General features: G+C 65.5%; 21 protein-coding genes, 1 tRNA gene, 1 pseudogene and 1 riboswitch. Of the genes and pseudogenes, 10 read left to right on the plus strand and 13 right to left on the minus strand.

Features of this window, described 5'->3' with window-relative positions; translation table 11 throughout:
* Window positions 1-37: 37 nt before the first annotated feature.
* The 4 genes from WMN78_RS08455 to WMN78_RS08470 all read left to right on the plus strand — a co-directional run bounded on the left by WMN78_RS08455 (window position 38) and on the right by WMN78_RS08470 (window position 4,457).
* A complete protein-coding gene (locus WMN78_RS08455; RefSeq protein WP_043478189.1) occupies window positions 38-778 on the plus strand; it encodes a response regulator transcription factor in 741 nt (246 codons plus the stop codon).
* Between the two features lie 3 nt (window positions 779-781).
* Window positions 782-2,314 carry a HAMP domain-containing sensor histidine kinase gene (locus tag WMN78_RS08460; RefSeq protein WP_340533303.1) on the plus strand — a complete coding sequence of 511 codons (1,533 nt, stop codon included), beginning with the start codon at window positions 782-784 and terminating at the stop codon, window positions 2,312-2,314.
* A gap of 148 nt (window positions 2,315-2,462) precedes the next feature.
* Window positions 2,463-2,640, plus strand: a riboswitch (cyclic di-AMP (ydaO/yuaA leader).
* Entirely contained in the window at window positions 2,640-3,422 is a 783-nt protein-coding gene (locus WMN78_RS08465) for a hypothetical protein (protein WP_340533305.1), read from the plus strand. It overlaps the preceding riboswitch by 1 nt.
* A gap of 135 nt (window positions 3,423-3,557) precedes the next feature.
* A complete protein-coding gene (locus tag WMN78_RS08470; RefSeq protein ID WP_340533307.1) occupies window positions 3,558-4,457 on the plus strand; it encodes a glycosyltransferase in 900 nt (299 codons plus the stop codon).
* 21 nt (window positions 4,458-4,478) lie between these two features.
* Here WMN78_RS08470 and WMN78_RS08475 read toward each other — a convergent pair whose 3' ends face one another.
* The 5 genes and pseudogenes from WMN78_RS08475 to WMN78_RS08495 all read right to left on the minus strand — a co-directional run bounded on the left by WMN78_RS08475 (window position 4,479) and on the right by WMN78_RS08495 (window position 7,614).
* Window positions 4,479-4,847 carry an STAS/SEC14 domain-containing protein gene (locus tag WMN78_RS08475; RefSeq protein WP_340533309.1) on the minus strand — a complete coding sequence of 123 codons (369 nt, stop codon included), beginning with the start codon at window positions 4,845-4,847 and terminating at the stop codon, window positions 4,479-4,481.
* An 84-nt stretch (window positions 4,848-4,931) separates the two neighbouring features.
* Window positions 4,932-5,636, minus strand: a complete 705-nt coding sequence (locus WMN78_RS08480) for an HAD-IA family hydrolase (protein WP_340533311.1) — start codon at window positions 5,634-5,636, stop codon at window positions 4,932-4,934.
* A gap of 45 nt (window positions 5,637-5,681) precedes the next feature.
* A pseudogene (locus tag WMN78_RS08485) lies at window positions 5,682-6,058 on the minus strand (VOC family protein).
* A gap of 110 nt (window positions 6,059-6,168) precedes the next feature.
* Entirely contained in the window at window positions 6,169-6,804 is a 636-nt protein-coding gene (gene upp / locus WMN78_RS08490) for a uracil phosphoribosyltransferase (protein ID WP_340533313.1), read from the minus strand.
* 12 nt (window positions 6,805-6,816) lie between these two features.
* Window positions 6,817-7,614, minus strand: a complete 798-nt coding sequence (locus WMN78_RS08495) for a phosphatase PAP2 family protein (protein WP_425341136.1) — start codon at window positions 7,612-7,614, stop codon at window positions 6,817-6,819.
* A 43-nt stretch (window positions 7,615-7,657) separates the two neighbouring features.
* Between WMN78_RS08495 and tadA the strand changes: the two genes are divergently transcribed.
* Window positions 7,658-8,164: a tRNA adenosine(34) deaminase TadA gene (gene tadA / locus WMN78_RS08500; protein ID WP_340533315.1), complete on the plus strand. Its 507-nt coding sequence runs from the start codon at window positions 7,658-7,660 to the stop codon at window positions 8,162-8,164.
* Here the strand turns inward: tadA and WMN78_RS08505 are convergent.
* Genes WMN78_RS08505 through WMN78_RS08515 form a run of 3 tightly spaced genes read right to left on the minus strand, consistent with a single transcriptional unit; the run spans window position 8,157 to window position 10,757 of the window.
* Window positions 8,157-9,308: a glycosyltransferase family 4 protein gene (locus tag WMN78_RS08505; protein WP_340533317.1), complete on the minus strand. Its 1,152-nt coding sequence runs from the start codon at window positions 9,306-9,308 to the stop codon at window positions 8,157-8,159. The two genes, tadA and WMN78_RS08505, sit on opposite strands and share 8 nt — an antisense overlap.
* Before the next feature lie 6 nt (window positions 9,309-9,314).
* Entirely contained in the window at window positions 9,315-9,713 is a 399-nt protein-coding gene (locus WMN78_RS08510; RefSeq protein WP_340533319.1) for a 6-carboxytetrahydropterin synthase, read from the minus strand.
* Between the two features lie 3 nt (window positions 9,714-9,716).
* Entirely contained in the window at window positions 9,717-10,757 is a 1,041-nt protein-coding gene (locus WMN78_RS08515; protein ID WP_340533321.1) for a dehydrogenase, read from the minus strand.
* Between the two features lie 105 nt (window positions 10,758-10,862).
* Here WMN78_RS08515 and WMN78_RS08520 point away from each other — a divergent pair.
* Window positions 10,863-10,952: transfer RNA gene (locus WMN78_RS08520), tRNA-Ser, on the plus strand.
* A gap of 76 nt (window positions 10,953-11,028) precedes the next feature.
* Here WMN78_RS08520 and WMN78_RS08525 read toward each other — a convergent pair.
* On the minus strand, window positions 11,029-11,805 hold the full coding sequence (locus WMN78_RS08525) for a type 1 glutamine amidotransferase domain-containing protein (RefSeq protein ID WP_340533323.1): 777 nt from the start codon (window positions 11,803-11,805) through the stop codon (window positions 11,029-11,031).
* 231 nt (window positions 11,806-12,036) lie between these two features.
* On the opposite strand from WMN78_RS08525, the gene WMN78_RS08530 reads away from it, so the two are divergent.
* The 4 genes from WMN78_RS08530 to WMN78_RS08545 all read left to right on the plus strand — a co-directional run bounded on the left by WMN78_RS08530 (window position 12,037) and on the right by WMN78_RS08545 (window position 16,080).
* On the plus strand, window positions 12,037-12,498 hold the full coding sequence (locus WMN78_RS08530; protein WP_340533325.1) for a hypothetical protein: 462 nt from the start codon (window positions 12,037-12,039) through the stop codon (window positions 12,496-12,498).
* 585 nt (window positions 12,499-13,083) lie between these two features.
* Entirely contained in the window at window positions 13,084-14,397 is a 1,314-nt protein-coding gene (locus WMN78_RS08535) for a hypothetical protein (RefSeq protein WP_340533326.1), read from the plus strand.
* Between the two features lie 52 nt (window positions 14,398-14,449).
* On the plus strand, window positions 14,450-15,334 hold the full coding sequence (locus tag WMN78_RS08540; protein WP_340533342.1) for an NAD(P)-dependent oxidoreductase: 885 nt from the start codon (window positions 14,450-14,452) through the stop codon (window positions 15,332-15,334).
* Between the two features lie 155 nt (window positions 15,335-15,489).
* Window positions 15,490-16,080, plus strand: a complete 591-nt coding sequence (locus WMN78_RS08545) for an adenylate kinase (protein ID WP_340533327.1) — start codon at window positions 15,490-15,492, stop codon at window positions 16,078-16,080.
* A gap of 4 nt (window positions 16,081-16,084) precedes the next feature.
* Here the strand turns inward: WMN78_RS08545 and WMN78_RS08550 are convergent, their stop codons facing one another.
* From WMN78_RS08550 to WMN78_RS08565, 4 genes are all read right to left on the minus strand, one after another.
* Window positions 16,085-17,542, minus strand: coding sequence for an amidase (locus WMN78_RS08550; RefSeq protein ID WP_340533328.1), 1,458 nt, complete (start codon window positions 17,540-17,542; stop codon window positions 16,085-16,087).
* A complete protein-coding gene (locus tag WMN78_RS08555) occupies window positions 17,539-18,771 on the minus strand; it encodes a M20 family metallo-hydrolase (RefSeq protein ID WP_340533329.1) in 1,233 nt (410 codons plus the stop codon). Before WMN78_RS08555 ends, WMN78_RS08550 begins: the two co-directional genes overlap by 4 nt.
* Before the next feature lie 42 nt (window positions 18,772-18,813).
* Window positions 18,814-20,220: an MFS transporter gene (locus WMN78_RS08560; RefSeq protein WP_340533330.1), complete on the minus strand. Its 1,407-nt coding sequence runs from the start codon at window positions 20,218-20,220 to the stop codon at window positions 18,814-18,816.
* A gap of 373 nt (window positions 20,221-20,593) precedes the next feature.
* Window positions 20,594-21,511 carry a LysR family transcriptional regulator gene (locus tag WMN78_RS08565; protein ID WP_340533331.1) on the minus strand — a complete coding sequence of 306 codons (918 nt, stop codon included), beginning with the start codon at window positions 21,509-21,511 and terminating at the stop codon, window positions 20,594-20,596.
* Window positions 21,512-21,562: the final 51 nt, after the last annotated feature.

Here is a 21,562-nt window from a genome sequence, read left to right on the forward strand (position 1 = left end):
ATAGCGCCGGCTAAACCGCAGATCGGAGAGTTGTCCCATGGCCACTTCGCACTCCATGACTAACAACCTTCCCCAGCTCACCCACCCGGACGGCTCCCCCATCCGCGCCCTGGTGGTTGACGACGAACCCAGCCTCTCCGAGCTCATGAGCATGGGCCTGCGGATGGCAGGCTGGTCCGTTGCCGTCGCAGCAGACGGCCCCGAAGCCGTGAAACTGGCCAAGGAGTTCCGCCCGGATGTCTTGGTGCTGGACGTGATGCTTCCAGGGTTCGACGGCGTTGAGCTGCTCACCAGGATCCGCGCCTTCGCGCCGGAGGTGCCTGCGCTCTTTCTCACGGCGAAGGACGCCGTCCAGGACCGCATCCTCGGGCTGGCAGCCGGCGGGGACGACTATGTCACCAAACCCTTCAGCATGGAAGAAGTGCTCCTCCGGCTGCACCGGCTGGTCCAGCGCTCCGGCGTGGCCGCCATGGACACCGCAGAACTGGTGGTGGGTGACCTCGTGCTCAACATCGACACACGCGAAGTGACACGGGCCGGCGAGGAACTGCAGCTGACGGCCACCCAGTTCGAGCTTCTCCGCTACCTCATGGAAAATCCCAAACGGGTGGTCAGCAAGGCCCAGATCCTGGACCGGGTGTGGGACTACGACTTCGGCGGCCAGGCCAACATCGTGGAACTCTATATCTCCTACCTGCGCAAGAAGGTGGATGCCACGCACCCGCCCATGATCCACACCGTCCGCGGCGCGGGCTACGTCATCAAACCGGCGGATTGAGCGGTGCCCACACTCTCCGGAGAAATCCGCCGCGACCGCCGCCGGTGGCTCGATCCTTCGACCTGGCACCTGCGCACCCGCCTGGTCCTCCTTGCCATGGCATTGCTGGTGGCCATCTGCGGTGCGATCGGCCTGTTCAGCTACGCCTCCATGGACTCGTTCCTGACCAAGCAGCTGGACGACCGCCTGGGCCAGGCCTCAAAGTTGTCGAACGAGGCAGGGCGGCCCCGGATCGGCAACCCGTCCGGCAGACCGGACCCGCTGGAGGGCCGCGGTCAGGGCGTCGGGACCCTCATCGCCCGCATCGACAACGGAAACGTCAGCAGCGCCGGCTTCCTCGCCAGCGATGCCACCCCGTCTTCCCTTTCCCCCGAGGATGACAAGGTCCTCCTGGCGCTTCAGCACGACGGAACGCCCGTTGACCGGACCCTGTCCACCGGCTCCTACCGTCTGGTGGCGGTGGAGGCGCCGTACGGAGACGTGATCGTCACCGGACTGCCGCTCGCCGAAAAACAGAACACGCTCAGCTCACTGGTGTGGACCATGGTGATCGTTTCGATGGGAGGGCTGGCCCTGATCGGACTCGCCGGAACGGTGCTGATCCGCCGCACCATGAAGCCGCTCGAGCAGCTTTCCGAAGTAGCCACGCAGGTTTCACGACTGCCGCTCGACGCCGGCGAGGTGGCACTTGCGGTGCGAGTGCCGCCGTCGAACGCTAATCCCGGAACTGAAGTGGGCAGCGTGGGCCACGCCCTCAACCTCATGCTGGACAACGTCGCCAAAGCGCTCCAGGCCCGGCAGCAGAGCGAGACCAAGGTTCGGCAGTTCGTGGCCGACGCGTCACACGAACTGCGCACGCCGCTCACCGCCATCCGCGGCTACACGGAACTCATGCGGATGACCGAGGACTTCACCCCGGACGGCAAGAAATCCCTCGCCAGGGTGCAGAGCCAGTCCGAACGGATGACCACCCTCGTGGAGGATCTTCTGCTGCTGGCCCGGTTGGACGAAGGCCAGCCGCTCAAGATCAGCGACGTGGACCTGACACAGCTGGCGGTCGAAACCGTCAGCGATGAGAAGGTCATGGCACCGGACCGCGTCTGGCGCCTCGAATTGCCCGAAGAGCCCGTGGTGGTCCGCGGGGACGCCAAACAGCTGCACCAGGTGCTGGCCAACCTCCTCTCCAACGCACGCAAACACACGGACCCGGGAACCACGGTGGTCACCGGAGTGATGAGGTCAGCCGACGGCAGTGCCGTGCTGACCGTGACGGACAACGGGGCAGGGATCCCGCCGGAATTTGTGGACCGGGTCTTTGCCCGCTTTGCCCGGGCCGATGCCGCCCGCACCAGTCCGGCAGGCTCCGCGTCGGGCGCGGGCAATGCCGGAGCGGCGGCCGCCGAGGGAACCAGCGGGCTGGGCCTGTCGATTGTGCAGTCGATAGTGGAGGCGCATGGTGGCACCGTGGAGGTGAACTCCCGCCCGGGACGCACCGAATTCGCGTTGCGCCTCCCTGGCGAGCAGCCGGCAGCATAGTCCTGGGCCGACAGCGCCGCCGGCGTCAGTTCCTGCGCAAGTCAACGCGCCGCAATCGTGATCCTCGTTACCGAAATGTGACTTAAGCGCCGCACTCCTGTACGGTTTTTGGAGTGCGGCCATCGTTCGGGCCGCATATCCGGATGGACGCCAAACTCTGCCGCTACCCGGATTTCCTCATGATCAGGCAGAGGCGGGGGACCCAGGTCTCCGGGCAGTCTGCAACAGCCGCCCTTGGGGTGAAGCCGACACGTGAAGTTCCGTGCGGCCGGGTGTGACCTCATCCGAACCCGACAGCTAACTCCGCCGGCATCGAGAGGCAACCATGACTAAATCCACGCCAGAAGTATGCCCTGAGCCCGTTTCCTCCAAGTCCGCAACGCCTGCGGCACGGTCACGCCACCGCGCTGAACCGACCCCGGCGGCATCCCCGCTGTCCCGGTTTGCTGCCGGGCTGCAGGGTTCCGGCCGCCGGGCCGCAGTGGTGGCCACGGCCTGCGCCGTGCTAATTGGAGTCGGCGCTGCCGGCCAGGCGTCCGAGCCCACCGCGCCCGCAACCTCCGCCACCGGTGCTGAAAGCGCCCTAACCTCGGCCGAGACCGAGTCGAAGCTCGCGTTCGAAAAGATCCTTGTTTCCGCCATGCCCGCCCCGGCCTCCGTCAGCATGACTGCGCAGTCGTCCGAGGAAAAAACGGCGGAGCAGAAGGCTCCAGAGGCCGCACCGGAAGCATCCGCCCCTGCGCCTGCCCCTGCTGCGGCTCCCGAACCCGCGCCAGCCCCGGCACCGCCCGTTGCAGTTGACGATCCCGCCGCGGCACAGGCCTATGCGGCTTCGCAGCTCGGAAACTACGGCTGGGCTGCTGACCAGATGCAGTGCCTGGTCACGCTGTGGACCAAGGAATCCGATTGGAAGACCACGGCGACCAATCCCAGCAGCGGCGCGTACGGTGTGGTCCAGTCCCTGCCGGCCGAGAAGATGGCCAGCGCCGGGGCGGACTACCGCACCAACTTCCGCACGCAGATCAACTGGGGCCTGAACTACGTCAAGGAACGGTACGGCTCGCCCTGCGACGCCCTGAACTTCCACTACGCCAACAACTGGTACTAGGCCCGCCGCGCCAGGCTGGTTATCCCGTTTCACCGGAGGCCCCGAACCCATGGGTTCGGGGCCTCCGGCAACTCCCACAGCCGGTGCACAGCTTTGGCCTAAATCCTTCATATGCGCCGGTTCCATAGTTGAACCATGACGCTCACACACCTGGCCACGGGAACCTTTCCGCACCCGCGGGCCGCCGTCGATGCCGCGCAGGGCGACACACCGCTGCGGCCCGGGACGGGATACGTCCGCCGGGCCCCTGTTGACACACGGGCCATGGCGGAAGCAGGAACCGACGCCCCCGTGCTGGATGTGGTCCTCCCGGTGTTCAACGAGCAACAGGATGTGGAGCCGTCTTTGCGGCGGCTGCACGCCTACCTGCTCGCCACTTTTCCATACCCCTTCCGGATTACCGTGGCGGACAATGCCAGCACCGACGACACGCTTCAGGCAGCCGAGCGAGTGGCCCGGGAACTCCGGGAAGTCACTGTGGTCCGGCTTGCCGCCAGGGGCCGGGGAAACGCCCTTCGGAACGTATGGCTGGACTCGCCTTCACCCGTGTTGGCCTACATGGACGTGAATCTTTCCGCCGACCTCGCCGCGCTCGCTCCGCTGGTGGCACCGCTCCTTTCCGGACATTCCGATGTGGCGATCGGAACACGGCTGGCGCGGACGTCCCGTGCTGTCCGCGGACCTTGGCGTGAGTTCATTTCCCGCAGCTACAACTTTCTGCTGCATGCGCTGATGGGAGCACGTTTCAGCGATGCACAGTGCGGTTTCAAGGCCGTCCGCGCAGATGTTGGCCGGCACATCCTTCCGCACACCGCGGACAATGAGTGGTTCTTCGACACCGAACTTCTTGTCCTGGCCGAAAGATGCGGACTCCGCGTGCACGAGGTCCCGGTGGACTGGACAAGCGGTGCCGACGCCGGCGTGGACCTTGTGCAGACAGCCCTCGCCGACCTGCGCGGCATAGTCCGCCTTACCCGGGACCTGGCTGGCGGCCGCATTCCCGTAGCGGCGCTTCGCTCCCGCCTGGCCCGGTGAACACCGTCGCCGGTGTAACGGCTAAGCGTCCTTAAGCCACCCCATGGCTTCCTTCGCGCAGGTGAAGTACCGCGTCGGAGCCGCAGGGGCATGAATACTGAGGAAGAAGTTGGCGATTGCGCGGTCCACCGGGGATGATCCGAGGAGCGCCACCTTTGCCACCGAACTGGGACGGGCAAAAACACGCCGTGCACCGCGGCTCATGGACGCCGTCGCGGCCATGTCCACCAGCATCGGGAAAGGACGCCCGCAGCTCAACTCGTTGACGGCCGACAGGGCGGCCACAGCGGTTTCCTCGCAGATGGCCAAGTCTGGAATCCACCGCACATGTAAAACTCCGTGTCGCAGTTCCACGGTGCCCCTGGCGCCGTCAATTGGAATCTCGGTCATCCTATCCCCCCAAGATAGAGTCAGCCGTCCCTCCTGAGAGTACTTGACCAGACGGTCCTGGACCACCGAAGAGCCGTTTAGCCGTCAGAACCGGAAGCAAACCGCCCTGGCTCCGGCGTCGTCCACGTCCACAGTCACGGACACCGCGGAATAATCGGCCAGGTGCAGGACGCCGTCCGGCAACGGGCCCGTGTTGGGCCCGATGGCAACGGTCCGGATCCCGGCGGCTAGTCCGGCGGCAATCCCTGCGGGAGCGTCCTCAAAGACCACCGCATCGGCCGGGTCCACGCCGAGCAGTTCGGCGGCGCGGAGGTAGCCTTCCGGGTGCGGCTTGCCCCGGCTGACAAGATCGGCCGTGACGGCGGTGGCCGGCATGGCCAGGCCCGCGGCCCCCATCCGGATATCCGCCAGGATCCGGTCCGCTGAAGTCACCAGCGCCACGGAATCCGCCGGGAGGCTGCGCAGCAGTTCAGCGGCACCGGGCAGGGCGACGATACCTTCGGTCCGGACCCGCTCCATGGCACCGAGTTCCGCGGTCAAGGCCACAACGTCAGTGCCTGCAGGCGCAAACCGCCGCACTGTGTCCCCTGCCTGCACACCGTGCGAGGTCCGGAGGATCTCGCCGATATCGAGGCCGTAGCGGGCCGCGAATTCGCCCCATACCTGCTCCACAATGGCCGTGGAATCAACCAGGGTCCCGTCCATGTCGAACAGCACTGCCCGCGCGGTCAGGGTGGCGGCGGAAGATGCGCGGACGGCCGGGGCGGTGGGGTCGGGGTGAAAGCTCATGCCTTCCATACTGCCCCACATGGCGGCGGCGAAGGATCGTGCGACTTAGCCGTTGGGGCGGTTGGGCAGGTACTGGACGGCCCACTTGTTGCCGTCGGGATCGGCGAAGTAGACGAAGTGTCCCCAGTCCTGGATGTCGATGTCGCTGACGTCCACGCCGTTATCCTTCAGCTGATCATGCGCTGCCTGGATGTCGCTCACCACGACCTGGAGGTTGGGAGCAGAACCGGGAGGGGCATCGCTGAGGCCCTCGCCGATGGCGATCGAGCAGGCCGAGCCGGGCGGGGTCAACTGCACGAAGCGGATGCCATCCACGGGCCGCTCGTCAAAGTCGGCGTTGAACCCACCTTGTTGACGTAAAAATCCTTGGCACGGTCCACATCGGACACAGGGACAAACACCAGTTCAAGTTTCCAGTCCATGGGCCACAGGCTAGCTGCGGCGGCGGGAAACGGGAAGAGGCACTCGCCTCCGCCGGGAGGCTCCGCCTTCAGCCGGTGATACTAGCCGGCTTCCCCGCCAGCCGGCGATACTAGCCGGCGATGCCGTAGAGGCGGTCTCCGGCGTCGCCGAGGCCGGGCACGATGTAGGACTTCTCGTTGAGTTTCTCGTCAATGGACGCCAGGACGATGGTCACGTTCGCGTCCGAGAGTTCTTCCTCCAGTTTGGCCAGCCCCTCGGGCGCGGCCAGGAGGCAGATGCACGTCACGTCCGAGGCACCGCGCTTGAAGAGGAACTTGATGGCCTCGCGCAACGTGCCACCGGTGGCGAGCATGGGGTCCAGGACGAAGATCTGCCGGTCCGTGAGGTCCTCGGGGAGGCGTTCGGCGTAGGTGATGATGTCCAGGGTTTCCTCGTCGCGGGCCATCCCCAGGAAACCGACCTCGGCCGTGGGCACGAGCTTGGTCATGCCTTCGAGCATGCCCAGGCCGGCGCGGAGGATGGGCACCACCAGGGGCGTGGGCTTGGTGAACGCCGTGCCGACTGTTGTGCTAACCGGAGTTTCGATGGTGACAGACTCGGTGCGGACGTCCCGGGTGGCCTCATAGGCAAGGAGCGTAACAAGCTCCTCGGTGAGTTGCCGGAAGACCGGGGAGGGGGTGTTTTTGTCCCGCAGAACGGTGAGCTTGTGAGCGACCAGCGGGTGGTCCACGACGAGTGTGCGCATGCGTCAAAACTATCACCCGCTGCGGCGCGCACCCGGTTCGTCCCGGAGCACCGGGTGGTCGAACGTCGGAGCCGGCCCTGCGTGCTCGCGGTGCCGTATGTGATGGAAGAGCCTGTGGGCCAGGATCACTATGCCCACCCAGGCGAAGCCCAGGAGCCACCCGGCAATCACATCGGTCAGCCAGTGATGGCCGAGGAACACCCTGCTCAGGCCCATGGCCACGATGAACAGCGAGCCGGCCGTGATCATGGACACCCGCGCGACGGTCCGCTGGATCTGCAGGCAGGCCAGATAGACCACCAGCCCGATCACGACGGTGGTGTTGAGGGTATGCCCGCTGGGGAACGACGGCGAATCTTCGTAGGGCGGCACAGCGTCTGTATGGTCAGGACGGGTGCGGCCAACGAGCTTCTTGCCAAACGTGGTTGCAGTGACCGAAGCAGCCGCTGCGCCGCCCACCAGGATGAGGGGGCGCCAGGTGCGTCCCGCGAACGTCAGCCACGCCGTCAGGACGCTGCCGACAATCGGCATGCCGATCCCGCCGCCAACATTGGTGAAGGCAGTGACGGCGGAATTCAGCCAGGGGGTCCTCAGGTCCTCGGACAGCGACAGCGCGGGCTTGTCCAGGTTGGCGAGGCCGGCCTCGTCCACCACGTCGTCGTAGACTTCGGCGCCCAGGAACGCCAGAGTCACGACGATCACGCCGCCAACCAACATGGTGATCCAGAGGGCCGCGTAAGGCATCACCCACCGGCCCCACCGATCGTTGAAGTGGTCAGTAAAGGTCTTCACGTCGTCTCCCGAGCTCATCCGTCGCCTGCGCCTTCCGTATCTTCGAAACTATCATTGAGCCATGACTTCCCCGGAGCCGCGCCATGCCCAGTGGATGGGCCTTGCCCTGGCGGAGGCTCGACGGGCGCTGGGCACCGAGGACGTGCCGATCGGCGCCGTCGTCATCGGCCCCGACGGCGATGTCCTGGGTACCGGAAGGAACGAACGGGAGGCGCACGGCGATCCCACCGCGCACGCGGAGATGGTGGCGATCCGCGAGGCGGCCGCCCGGCTGCAGGCGTTGGGAGCGGCGAATGGCGGCGCAGGTGACGGCTGGAGGCTGGCGGACTGCACCCTCGTGGTGACCCTGGAGCCCTGCGCCATGTGCGCCGGAGCAATTGTCCTGGCCCGGATTCCCCGTGTGGTCTTCGGGGCATGGGACGAGAAAGCAGGGGCCGCCGGCTCGGTGTTCGACATTCTTCGCGAGCGCCGCCTGAACCACTGGGTGGAGGTCTACGCCGGAGTCCGCGAGCAGGAGTGCGCCACGCTGCTCCGGGATTTCTTCGCTGGCCACCGGCAGGTCAGCTAGCCGCTTCGATGGCGTCCAGCACGGTCCTGGCCGCGGCGTCCCAGCCGGGCAGCCGTTTCCGTACAGACTGTGCCGCTTCGCGCCAGTGCGAGCGGAGTTCAGGGGCGGTCAGCCAGGTGCGCAGTGCAGCTTCCAGCGGTGCAGGGTCCGTGCCCAGTACGACGGCGGCGCCCGGCAGGGTGGCCGGGCCGCCGTCGTCGGGAGCTTCTGACCGGGACGTCGACCCGGCTGCGAGCGCCTCGACGGCGCCGGTGCCGTCCCTCACCAGCACCGGGATTCCGCGGGCGAGCGACTCGGTGACCACCATTCCGTACGCCTCTGCCCGCGAAATGAGCAGGCTGAGATCCGCGCGGTTCCACGCTTCTTCGAGGGCCTGCCCGGTGAGCTCTCCCTGGACTGAGACCCGGTCCGTCAGGCCCAGTCTGATGATCGCGCCGCGAACGGCGTCCGCGTACGCCGGATCCGCGGAATCGGAGCCCACCAGCGCGGCGGTCCAGCGCAGGTCCCTGATCCCGGCGAGGGCCTCCAGCAGCAGGAGCTGATTCTTGTTCGGCAGCAGGGCGGCTACGGCCACGAAGTGGGGCGGGCTGGAGCCGGCAGCCAGTGGAGCGGCGGAAGTGCCGGGCAGCGCTACGTGGATCTGGGCTGAACTGTTTGGCACTGAACTGTTTGGCTCTGAACTGTGCCGGGACCGGAGCTCGGAGGCCGCCGTCGAACTGGTGCAGATGACACCTGCAGCGGCTGCCAGGGCCCGCCGCTCGAGGTCCTGGTGCTCCGGGAGCGGCATGTGCACCAGGATCCAGGCCTGCTTGCCAGCGGCCGCGGCCTCTTCCAATGCGTGCGGCGCACCCAGCGCGACCAGTCCGTCCACGATGGTCACCGGCGGTACCGCCATCCCGGCTCCGTTGCGGGCGCCGGCGACGCCGGGGTCCCCGTCGTCGAGCAGCAAACCTGCCAGCCGGCGTCGTTCTTCCGTGCTGCCCACCGGCCAGTGGCCGTCAACGGGACGGATGTCCACGGCAACCCCGAGATCGCTGAGCCCGCGGGCCAGTGCGGCGTTGTAGGCATTGCCCCCTGAGTTGTGCCGCACATTGCCCGGCACGATCAGCCGAACCGCCGGGCTAGCCGGGGAGGGCTCAGCCACAGCGCGCTACTCGGCGTCGAAGTCGAGTGAGAACGACGCCCAGGCGTCCGGGTTTTCTCGAAGGGTGACGGCCAGTCCGGCCAGCTCCCGCCCGTCCCCTTCGCCGCGGACCTTGGCTGCCACGGCCTCGGCGATGTACTGTGCCAGCGCCTCGGTGGTGCTCAGCTTCCCGGCAAAGTCAGGGTGCTCGTCCAGGTTCTTGTAGTTCAGTCCGGCCAGCACTTCTTCGATCAATCCGCCGGCGGCGCCGATATCCAGGACGATGGCGTCGTCGTTCAGCGCGCGGCGCCGGAAGGTCACCTCCGCTACGAAGGTGGCCCCGTGCAGGCCCTGGGCTGGCCCGAAGGCTTCGCGCGGGAGGCTGTGGGCAATCATGAAGTGGCGGCGGACGGTCAGGCTGAACAACGGTTACCTCTTGTCTTCGGCGGTGGTTTCGGAAGGGTATTCGATGACGTGGCAGAGTGCGTCCAGCCGGCCGTCGGCCAGTTCGTGGACGACGGCGGGGAGTTCCGCAAAGGGCGATGCCCCTGTGAGGAACGTATCGTAGACGGGATCGCTGAGCAGGGACACTGCGAGCGCCAGGCGGTCGGCGTTGGTCCGTCGGTGGCGGCGGGCGCGGGCCACCACCCCCACCTGGCTGGCACGGATGGAGAGCCGGCGGGCGTGGAAGTCCTCCCCCAGCGGGATGGTGACTTTGCGGTCGGCGTACCAGGACATTTCGATGACATCCCCCTCGTCGCCCACCAGCTGCAGGCTGCGTGCGAGGCCCTCCTGGGAGGCCGAGCAATGGATCACGATGTCGCAGTCGGCCAGGGCGTCGTCGGGGTGGCTGAATTCGACGCCGAGGGCGTCGGCGAAGGCGCGCTTGGCGGGATCGACGTCGATCAGCTGGAGCCGTTGCAGCGGAAACGTCCGCAGAAGGGTGGCCACCATGCCGCCGACAAGACCGGCGCCGACCACCGCCACGCGGTCGCCGAGGCGCGGTCCGGCTTCCCACAGCGCGTTGACGGCCGTTTCCACGGTGCCGGTCAGTACAGCCCGGCGGGCCGGGACGTTTTCCGGGACCACGGTCAGGGACTCGACGGGAACGATGTACCGGTCCTGGTGCGGATGCAGGCAGAACACCGTGCGGCCCACCCAGTCCTCAGGGCCTTGCTCCACGATTCCCACGGAGAGGTAGCCGAACTTCACCGGCGACGGGAACGAGCCCTCCTGGAGGGGCGCGCGCATTTGCTCGGCAACCCTGGGTGGCACGTTGCCGCAGTGGACCACTGTTTCGGTGCCCTTGCTGATGCCGGAGTAAAGGGCACGGACCAAGGCTTCGCCGGGACCTGGCGCGGGCAGGTCCTCGGTGCGGAGTTCGCCCTTCTCGTGGCCGACGGTCCAATAGGCCCGGGCTCGGGCCGGGGCTTGGGAACCGGACTGGGAGTGCTGCTGGGAATTGATCATCTTGCTTACGAATCTAGTCCTCGCGCCGTGCGCGTGGAAGACATTCGGTCCCGGCGCGCCCTCGTTTTGGGGAAGCGAGCCATGCTCCGGTAACCTATTCAGGTTGGTGACGTGTCCGAGCGGCCGAAGGTGCAACACTCGAAATGTTGTTTGGTGTAAAAGCCAACGTGGGTTCAAATCCCACCGTCACCGCCACGTAGCGAGGCCCCGGGTTTTCTTCGATGAAAACCCGGGGCCTCTGCTTTGCCCGGAAGCTAGCCCGCCGCGGGCGTTAGTGCTCCGCTTCCGCGGCAGCCTTCTTGGCGCTCTTCTCGGCGTCCTTCTCGGCGCGCAGAGCCTCCGTATCGTGCTGCTCCTCGGCCTTTTCCTGATGGATGACCGCTGCGAAGAGCTTCTCCATCTCCTTGGCCACGCCGGCGGCTGAGGCCGGGTTCTGGCCGGTCACCAGCCGCTCGTCAACCACGACCTTCTCCTCAAAGACATCAGCGGAGACGTGGGTGGCGCCCCGTTCCTCAAGTCGGTCTGCCAAAAAGAACGGGATGACCTTGTCCTTCCCTGCGGCAACCTCCTCATCGTTGGTGAAGGCGGCCACCTTGCGGCCCTCGACGAGGCGGAACCCGTTCTCCAATTCCACATTCAGCAGGCCGGCCGGTCCGTGGCAGACCGCGCCCACCAGGCCGCCGGCGTTGTAGACGCTGGCCACCAGATTCTGCAAGCCTTCGCTGTCCGGGAAGTCCCACATGGTGCCGTGGCCTCCGACGAGGAAGACGGCGTCGTACTGTCCGGGATCAACGACGTCGACGCGGGCAGTGTTGTAGAGACCGGCGCGCGTGGTCTCGTCCTCCGTGAAGGCGACCTGGATGGGATCTTCTGCGTCCACCTCGTCGCGCGGCGGCTGGCCGCCCTGGATCGAAGCAAAATCGACGAAATGCCCGGAATCCTTGAAGACCTTCCAGGGATGTGCAGCTTCGGCCACGTTGTAGCCGGTCTTCTCTCCGGTATCGCCTATCTCGGAAACGCTGGTCAGTACCATGAGGATTTTCTTCATGAAGTGCTCCTTTCGTCCAACTTCAACCCTACGCCCCGCCCAAATTCCGGCCTTCCCTCGGTCTGGGACGGTGGTAGACGTCTGTGCCTCGCCCGTACCAGGCCCGGGACTCCTGCAGGAGCTTGGTCCTCTTTACCTCTTCGCCCGTCAGGCTAACCTTGTTGCAGGCTCTCTGTGGACGACGACGCCGCTCCCTTGATAGACATGCCCCTGCCTCAGAAAGGAGCGACCATGGTTTCCGACCGTGAGCGTGAGCGGCGCAACGATGCCGTGTACGCCGAGCACAAGAGGGCCGTCGCAGCCGGTGAGAAGCGTGTTCTCCGCAAAACCAGGACGGGTGAGCTGCACAGCTACCGCTCGGACGAGATCGGCTTCACGCCGGGCCGGGGCCAAGCGCAGGTCAGCACCTGGTGGGGCATGGGGATTCTCATGCTCTTTTCAGCATGCATGTTTATCGGTGGCTGCTGGCTGTTCCAGCTCCCCTTATGGGCGGGAGAAGGACCTGAGTGGGGCGCATTGTGGGTCATCGGCCTCTCAGGATTCTTCACTCCCTACGCGTTCAACCTCGCGCGCGATGAATACCTGGCCACCCAAGTCCGGAAGCGGCGTGGCTCTCCGAAACCTGGAACCGGCAACGTCGACATCGATCTCCTTGAGCTGGGGCAGGAGAACCACCGTGGCATGAGTACTTGAACCATGCCCGAAGGTCTTCTTTGTTGGAAGCCCGGGGCCTTTGCCTTGTCTGGATGACCCTCCAATAGATGCGCCCCCTGCCCCCGGCGGCTGGCGGGGTGACATCCCTAGTGGTGGGACCTGCCACGAATGATCCCGGCTGATAGCCCCGCAGCGGCTATCAGGGATCCGAGCATGATGGCTACGCCTGAGAAGTAGTCAGTGATCGTCATTTCGGTACACCTTCCATCTAGTGGTGCACCGAAGCTACCGACAGAAAACCCATCCCGGCGGAGGATCGCCGAAGGATTTGCTCACAATTGTGTGACTGTTCGTTCAGCATGGGGGTTCTTTCCAGCGCGCCGACGGCCGGGAGAGCTGTGAGGCCGCACACTTTAGTTGACATTTCAAGTATTTGTGCCAGCCTAGATGCATACGCATCTAAGGGCGTACCCCGGGATCATCGACGAGCCGGCTTCAGCCCTCCCGCCCCTGTCCCTCCACATGACACACCCAGGGCGTGCACCTTATATGCACATGTGCATGGACCAGTACTGTTCCGTGCGCGAATGACAGGAGACGCAGGATGAGGAACGGCGAACCGCGATGAATGCACTGGGACTGATAGGAATCGTCGTAGGTTTGGCAAGCCTCGTCTTCTTTATCTTCAAGGGCTATAGCCTCGTTATTGCCGCGCCGGTGGCCACGATGATCGTGGTTCTGTTCAACGGACTGCCGTTCATCGACAGTATGTTCGGTGCTGAGAAGTCCTACATGTCGGGGCTGGCCTCGTTCATCCTGGGCAATTTCCCGGTGTTCCTGTTCGGCGCCATATTGGCGAAGTACATGGACAAGAGCGGAGCCGCACTCTCCATTGCAGAGAAGCTCATGAAACTGGTCGGTACCAGCAGCCCCTACAGGGCGCTGGTGGCGCTGTTTGTTATTTCAGCTGTGCTGACCCTCGGCGGCATCAACGTCTTTGTGGTGATCTTCATCCTGATCCCCATGGCCAAGCCGATCTTCAAGCAATACAACATTTCCTGGGGGCTGGTGGTCCCTCCGATCTTCGGCGGCGGCGCGACGTTCACGATGACGATGATCCCGGGGTCGCCTTCGCTGCACAATGTTGTTCCCTCGAACGCCCTGGGAACACCCCTGACGGCTGCACCGCTGGTTGGTATCGTGACGACGGTGGCCGCCGTTGCGTTCCTTCTGATCTACATGAAGGCGGCCTTGAACCGAAGCCTGAAGAGGAACGAGGTGTTTGAGGCCGATATGGAGGGTATGAGCGCGTCGGACATCTTCACCCGGGAGCGGCCGTCGTTTGCGGTGAGCATTCTGCCCATCGCTACGCTGCTGGCCCTCATCCTGGCTCTCAGCTTCGTCAAACAGATCATCATCTACGCGCTTCTGATTGCGATCGTGATGAGCGCCGTGCTGTTCAGGCGATACCTCAAGCAGAAGGACGTGATCAATCAGGGCACGGGAGATTCCCTGACCTCGGTACTGGCCACCGGCAGCACCATCGCGTTTGGCAGCTTCGCCGTCGGCGTCCCGGCGTTCTCCTCCGTCTTCGACGGGATCCTCTCGATTCCCGGAAACCCGTACATCTCCCTGAGCGTCGGCGTGATGGTCCTGGCAGGTATCACCGCGTCCTCCGTCGGCGCGGAAGGCATCGCGGTCAAGTCCTTCGCACCGACGTATCTGGACATGGGGCTGAACCCGGAGACCGTCCACCGCGCGATCGCCATCTCCGGCGGAACATCGCTTCTGCCCCATAACGGGTTCCTCGCCGTGTTCAACGGGCTGGCAGGATTCACCTTGAAGGATTCCTTCGTTCGCGGGTTCATCAGCTTCCACGTCCCCCACTACATCGGAATCGTCATCCTCGTCATCATGGCCAGCACCGGCCTCGCCTAACCGCGGCGGATCACACCAATGCATCAGCGCTGAGAAAATCCCGGCGCTATGGATCCCGCACCAACAGCGGGATCGAGCACCACAACGAAAGGATCAGATCATGAGCAAGAAAATCGGTTTCGTAGGACTTGGCACCATGGGACTTCCCATGGCAGTGAACCTGAACAAGGCCGGCTTCGAAGTGATCGGTTACGACGCCTTCGAAGGATCCCGCGAGAAGGCCAGGGCTGCAGGAGTCACGGTCGCCGAAACCTTGAAGGAAGTGGCCGAAAAGTCCGACGACGCGATCGTCTCAATGGTCCGCGACTACGCCCAGAACGTCGAGGTCATCCTGGGCGATGACGGCCTTCTCTCCGCCAACCCCAAGGACGTGACCATCATCGTCATGAGCACCCTGGACCCCGACACGATGAACGAACTCGGTGCCCAGGTCGAGGAAAAAGGCAACGTCAAACTCATCGCCGCCGCTGTCAGCGGCGGCGCCACGGGCGCCCAGGCCGGCACGCTCTCGATCATGGCATCCGGAGCAGAAGACGTCGTGACCGCCGCCCGGCCCTACTTCGACGCCGTCGGCTCCAACACCTTCTACTACGGCAGCAAACCAGGCAACAGCCAGGCCGCGAAGCTGGTCAACAACCTCGTCCTCGGCATCAACATGAACGCCGTCGCCGAAGGACTCAAGTTCGGTGCGCAGTACAACCTGCCCGAAGCCGAACTGCTGAACCTCTTCAAGGTCAGCACCGGCGACAGCTGGGTCGCCCGGAACTGGGACTCCGTCTCCGAGTGGACCGCCGAAACCGCCCTCGCCGTCCTGCTCAAAGACCTCAAAGCCGCGCACCTCAAGGGCCTCGAGCACAACGTCGCCATGCCCTTCAATGCCCTGTCCTCCACCCTGCTGTTCGACTCCATGGGACAAGAAAAGCCCCAGGCCAAGTAACCCGACGGCGGGGTCCCTGCACACGGCACCCCCGAACAACCGTGCAGGGACCCGCGGCGGCTTGAGCCGCAGCGACCGATCCCCCGCCTTGTGCTGCCGAGTCCGGAACGACACCATGGTGGAACACCTTTCACCGGCACCAGGGAGCGGACTCGATGCTGCGAATGCTGATTATTGGTCCTCCGGGCTGCGGAAAAGGCACCCAGGCGGACCGTTTGTCACGGCACCTCGGCGTCACCGGGGTGTCCACAGGAGATGTTTTCCGCGAACATGTGAAGAACCTGACGCCGCTTGGTCGAGACGTCAAGGCGCATCTGGACGGGGGCGATCTCGTCCCGGACGGGCTGACGAACCGTTTGGTACGCGACCGCCTGGACCAGCACGATGTGCGGGACGGTTTCCTGCTGGACGGGTATCCCCGCAACACCGCCCAGCTTGCTGAACTGGACACGATTCTTACGGCCAGCGGGCAGTCCCTGGACGTAGCACTGCAACTGACGGCGGACGATGCCGAGCTGGTCCGCCGCGTCCTCCAGCGGGCCACATTGACCGGACGCAGTGACGATACCGAGGATGTTATCCGGCACCGCTTGAAGCTGTACTACCGCGAAACGGAGCCCGTGGCCGCGATGTACTCGGCGCGCGGGATCCTCCTGAGCGTGGACGGCATGGGCAGCGAGGACGAGGTCTTCGACCAGCTGCTGGCGGCACTCCGGGAGTCATTCCCTTCAGCTGTACCCGACTGAACCGCTAAGCCATCGCCAGAATATCCGGCCGCCGCGCCGCCCATGGCCGCACAGCCTCCACGGCCGCACCCACTCTGAACACCGTGGCGTCGTCGAACGGATGCCCCACGATCTGCACGCCCGTGGGAATGCCACAGTCCGCCATGCCGCTGGGAACGGCCAGCACCGGGCAACGGTTGGCGATGTTGAACGGCGCGGTCATGTGCCCCTGCCAGTAGTGCTCGAGTTGCAGCCCGCCGGTCTCGATCCCCTCAAGGTACATGCCGTCCGCATCAAGGGCCGCGACGGCGGAGGCCGGGCAGATCAGGGCATCGAAGCCGGACATGGCGGCGGCCAGCTCAGCTTGTAGGCGGGTTTCGGCGCGGATGCCTTCCAGGTAGCGGTTTTCTTCAGCCGCCCGCCGGGCGTCCGCCATGAAGCGGCGCGTGTACGGGGCAAGGAGTTCGGTTGACCCCTCGGTTTCGTCTTCCATGGCCGGCCCGAGCAGGTAACCGAAGTGCGTGAACATCGTGCAGCTGATGGACTCCGTGGTCCACGGCAGCGCGACCTCCTCAATGACAGCCCCTGCGTCCCGCAAGGCGGCTGCCACGGCGCGGGTGTTGGCCTCGACGTCGGGCGCTACCGGATAGTTCCCCAGCCGGATGCACAGGGCGATCCTCATCCCGGCGACAGACTCCGCGACGGAAGTCCCGCCGTCGGGCGTTTCCAGTCCCGAGACCGCAATTCCGGGCGAATCCGCGAGTGAGGTGTGGTCCCCCGGGTGCCTTCCCGCCATGACGTTGGCCAGCAGGGCGGTGTCCGCGACGGTCCGGGCCATGGGCCCGTCGCCGCGGTAGTGGTCGGCGGAGAGCGGCGCCAGGCCGGGGATCCGCCCGTACGGCGCCTTGAAGCCGACCGTTCCCGTGAACGACGCCGGCAGCCGCGTTGAGCCGGCAATGTCCGAGGCCGTGGCCAGCGGCGCCAGCCCGGCGGCCAGGGCCGCCCCCGATCCGCCCGAGGATCCCCCGGGCGAGAACTGCAGGTTCCACGGGTTCCTGGTGACTCCCCACAGCGGACTGTGCGTGACTGTGGCGCAGCTGTATTCGGGCGTGGTGGTGCGGGCGTGGACGATGCCGCCGGCACGCCGGATCCGGTCGATGACCGGATGATCCTCCGCAGCCAGCTCGTCCTTCCGCGCCACGAGCCCCTGCGAAAGGGTCCGGCCCTTGAGCCCGTGCTTTTCCTTCGCGGCCACCGGCAGGCCCAGCAGCGGGGTAATGTCCCTGCCGCGAGCGTACTTGGCGGCCGCCTGCCTCGCCGCGGGCAGGGCTTCCTCGAAGAGCGTTTCCGTCAGGGCATTGATTTCCCCGTTGACGGCTTCGGTCCGTGCAATCACGGCTTCCATCAGCTCCACCGGGGAGAGCTCCCTGGTACGGAAGAGCCGCAGAGCAGCGGCGGCGTCGAGGTAGTGCAGCTCCGTCACGCCAGCGCTCCGCCAACGAGCTCCCGCGCCACACCGGTCAGCATGTCCACACCCGCCACCATGTCCCCGTCCGTGGTGAACTCGCGTTCGCAGTGCGAGACACCGTCCACGCTGGGGATGAACAGCATGACGGACGGTGCCACCGTGTTCATCGCGACGGAGTCGTGGCCGGCCATGGTCTGGATCCGCCGGGCGGAGAGCCCCAGGTTGGCTGCGACCTTGTCCGCCAGTTCCAGTCCGGTTTCGGGGAAGCGGCGGATGGGACGGATGTCGAAGTCCTTCACGTTGACCTTGATGTCGTGCTCCCGCGCCAGGACCTCGATCTTCTCCAGCAGGGTGGCCCGGGCCGCCTTGACGATCTCCGGATCGCCCGAGCGCAGGTCCGCCACGAGATGTACCCTCCGTGCCACCACGATCGGGGAGTTCGGTTCCAAGGTCAGCTGGCCGACGGAGGACACCAGGGCCTCGTCCTCAAAGTCGACGGTGACGTCGTGCACCATCAGGATGATCTTGGACGCCGCCACCAGGGCGTCATGCCTGTCCGCCATGGCGGTGGCACCCGTGTGGGACTGCTCCCCCAGCACCTCGATGTCCAGCTTCTGCGTGTACCAACTGCTGTCCACGAGTCCGATGTCGATACCTTCGCGCTCCAGGATCCGGCCTTGCTCAATGTGGATCTCCGCGTAGCCCGCCACGTCCGGACCCTCGGCGGCACCCAGGTATCCGATGCTGGCCAGGGCTTCGCGGACAGTGACGCCCTGCAGGTCCCGGACGTCCAGCATCCGTTCGCGTTCCAGCAGTCCGGCGAAGACCGAACTTCCCATGATGCTCGGTGCGAACCGGCCGCCCTCCTCGTTGAACCAGTTCACCACCGCGAGGTTGAAGCGGGGCGCTGCACCGCCCTCCGCAATCTCCGCAGCCAGCCGGCGTGCCGCGTGCAGTGCGGCGATCACGCCGTAGGCACCGTCGAAGCGGCCGCCCAGCGGCTGGCTGTCCAGGTGCGATCCGATCAGCACGTACGGTGCACCCGGCGTCCACTCCACCAGCCCGAACATGTTGCCGATGCCGTCCACCCGAAGTTCCCACCCGGCGTCGTGCACCCAGGCAGCGAACCAGTCGCGCGTCTGCGCGTCCTCGGCCGTGGCCGCCTGGCGGTCAACGCCGTTGTTGGGGGTGGCGCCGATGGTGGCCACGTGGTGGAAGTCGGAGAGGAAAGCTGCTGTATTCATGGGAAGTCCTTTGTGTATTGCTGTGAAGAGGGCGGGTGGGGCTTAGCCCATGCGTCCGCGGGTTTCGGGCACCTTGGTGAACAGCACCAGGAGGAGTACGACGACGGCTGCGGCCGCCATGTAGAAGCCCGGCGCGTGCGGCACTCCGGTTCCTCCGACGAGGGCAGTGCCGATGAACGGTGCGGTGCCGCCGAAGAGGGCGTAGGCGCCGTTATAGCTGATGGCCGCCGAGGTGAAGCGGGTGCGGGTGGTGAAGATTTCGACGAAGAAGGTGTAGCAACCGCCGCCGTAGATGCAGAGCGCCACCACGAACAGGGACTGTCCCAGCAGGGCCAGGGGCAGGCTGCCGCTGGTCACCAGCATGAAGCTCGGCACGGAGAGCACGGCGAGGGCGAGGGAGCCGGCGATGAGCATCGGCTTGCGGCCGAAGCGGTCCCCGAGGCGGCCGCCGATCGGAAGGAGGATGGCGTAGAGGGCCAGTGCTGCGGCGTTCACCATCAGCGATTGTTCGCGGCTGAGGTGGCCGGTGGTCTGCACGTAGGAGACGAAGTAGGCCGAGAGGAAGTAGAAGCCCATGGCCGTGAGGCCCATGACGAAGATGACCTGCACCATGCGGAGGCGGTTCTCGCGGAAGGCCTCGCGGACGGGACTGAATTCCTTGGTCCGCGCTGCCTTCGCTTCGTTGAACGAGTCGCTCTCCACCGTGCGGCTGCGGATCCAGACGCCGAAGAGGGCCAGCGGCAGGGCAAGCAGGAATGGCAGGCGCCAGCCCCACGCCATGAAGGCCTCGTTGGGCATCGACTGGCTAAGGACCAGGATCATGGTGCCGGCAACCACGGAGGGCAGTGCGGTTGCGGCGATGGTGATGTTGAGCCAGAATCCGCGCTTGTTGACCGGGGCGTGCTCGAAGACGAACGACGGCGCACCCACGGATTCACCGCCTGCGGAGAAACCCTGGATCAGGCGGCAAAGCACCAGCAGGGCAGGCGCCCAGGCGCCGATCTGGCCATAGGTGGGCAGGATGCCCATCAGGGCGGTGGCGCCGCCGATCGCAACCAGGGTGATGGTCAGGACGCGGCGGCGGCCGATCCTGTCGCCCAGGGCGCCGAAGAACAGGCCGCCGATGGGCCGGACCACGAAGGCGACGCCGAACGTGGCGAAGGTGGCCAGCAGGGCAGCGACGGGGTTGCTGCCGGGGAAGAACAGCTGAGAGAAGATCACGGCGGTGAGGCCGTAGAGGGTGAAATCGTAGAACTCGATGAACTGGCCGATGCTTCCGCCCAGCAGAACGCGCTTCTGCATCTTGGTGGTGCCAGGCTGGCCGGTTCCGAGGCGGGCGGTGTCCTTCTCGAGGGTTGCAGTGCCGGGGCCGGCGGGGCCCACAGAGGATGTGTTGAGGCCCGACTCCGCGGCCGGCTGCGGCTGGTTCTTGATGTCGTTGATGGTCATGAGAGCCACGCTAGGTTCGCCGTGTTTCCGGTACCCGATGCCGCGTTACGGGAGTTTGAAGAATTTTCCGCGGACGTTGCCGCACTGTTGCTGCGATACACCGGTCCGGACATGCTTAGGACACATTGTGTGTGATTCGGAACCATTGAATCTCCTTTGATCAACATGGTCAGCTCGCTTTGGGGTTTCGGCCAAAGCCGTGTTTGCGGGGTTGTCACCGCTGGAGGATCCCCAGATCCACCCGGTTGCATCAACTGTGTGTGATCCCGTTCACATCTGTCCAATTGATTGTTTTTGAGAAATCGATCGATTTTGCCAATGTAAAAGTTGCGGGAGGAAGCCGCGCGAAAGCGGCGTATCCGGCCGTGCACGGTCAGTTGCGGGACGCCCCATAGAGCCTGAGGCAGGTTTCCTCGAAAGCCAGCGCCCGCCGGGTCGGCTGCACTCCCTCGGGGCGGACCAGCATCACCTCGATGGGCGGGAAATTGTCCGTCAGCGTCAACGCCACCACCTTGCCCCCGGAATAGGTCATATCGCTGTGGAGCCGCTGATTCAGCAATGCGTATCCGTGCCCCTTTGCCACAAATGACCGGACGGTCTCATACCCGGCAAAGCGGTGGCGGACGTTTGGCACCACGCCTGCAATGACATAGAGCTGCTCGAAGTACTCCCGGCTGTGCGGCAGGTCCAACACCACGGAGGGTTCGCCGTCGAGCTCCTTGAGTGAAATGGTCTTCTCGGGCCGCGCCGCGGCGGGATGCTCGGCATGGACAAGCACGTGCGGCGGGACGCGTTCCAGCACCTGGTGCGTGAAGCCGCGCCCCAGGCCGAGGCCGTAGGTCAGTGCCACGTCGCACTGGCCTTCCAACAGGGCCGCCTGCAGGCTGGCCAGGTCGGCTTCCAACAAGGAAACTTCAACGCCCGGGTGCTGCACCTCGAACGTCTGGAGGATCGCCGGCAGCCTGAAGGGCGCCAGCGGGGCAAACACGCCGACCTTGAGCTCACCCACCAGGCTGGCGGCCAGGCCGCGGGCGGACTCGTAGAGCGAATCAGCGTGCTCCAGCAGGACCTTGATGTCCTGGGCAAGCTGCCGGCCGGTCGGCGTGAGCCGCAGACCCTTGGTCCGGAGGCGCACAAACAGCTGGGTGGACAGGCTCGCTTCAAGTTGGGCCATGGCCGTGGACAGGGTGGACTGGGTCACCAGCAACCGGTCCGCGGCCGCCGTCATGTTCTCGAGCTCCGCTACCGCCGCAAAGTACCGCAGCTGGGTCAGGGTAAAGGGCTTAGCCATCCGTCAAGGTTCGCATTCTGCGGCGTCGGCCGCGTTCGGGGTCGGGAAGTG

The sequence above is a fragment of the Arthrobacter oryzae genome (assembly GCF_037911235.1).
GTDB classification, from domain to species: Bacteria; Actinomycetota; Actinomycetes; order Actinomycetales; family Micrococcaceae; genus Arthrobacter; species Arthrobacter oryzae_E.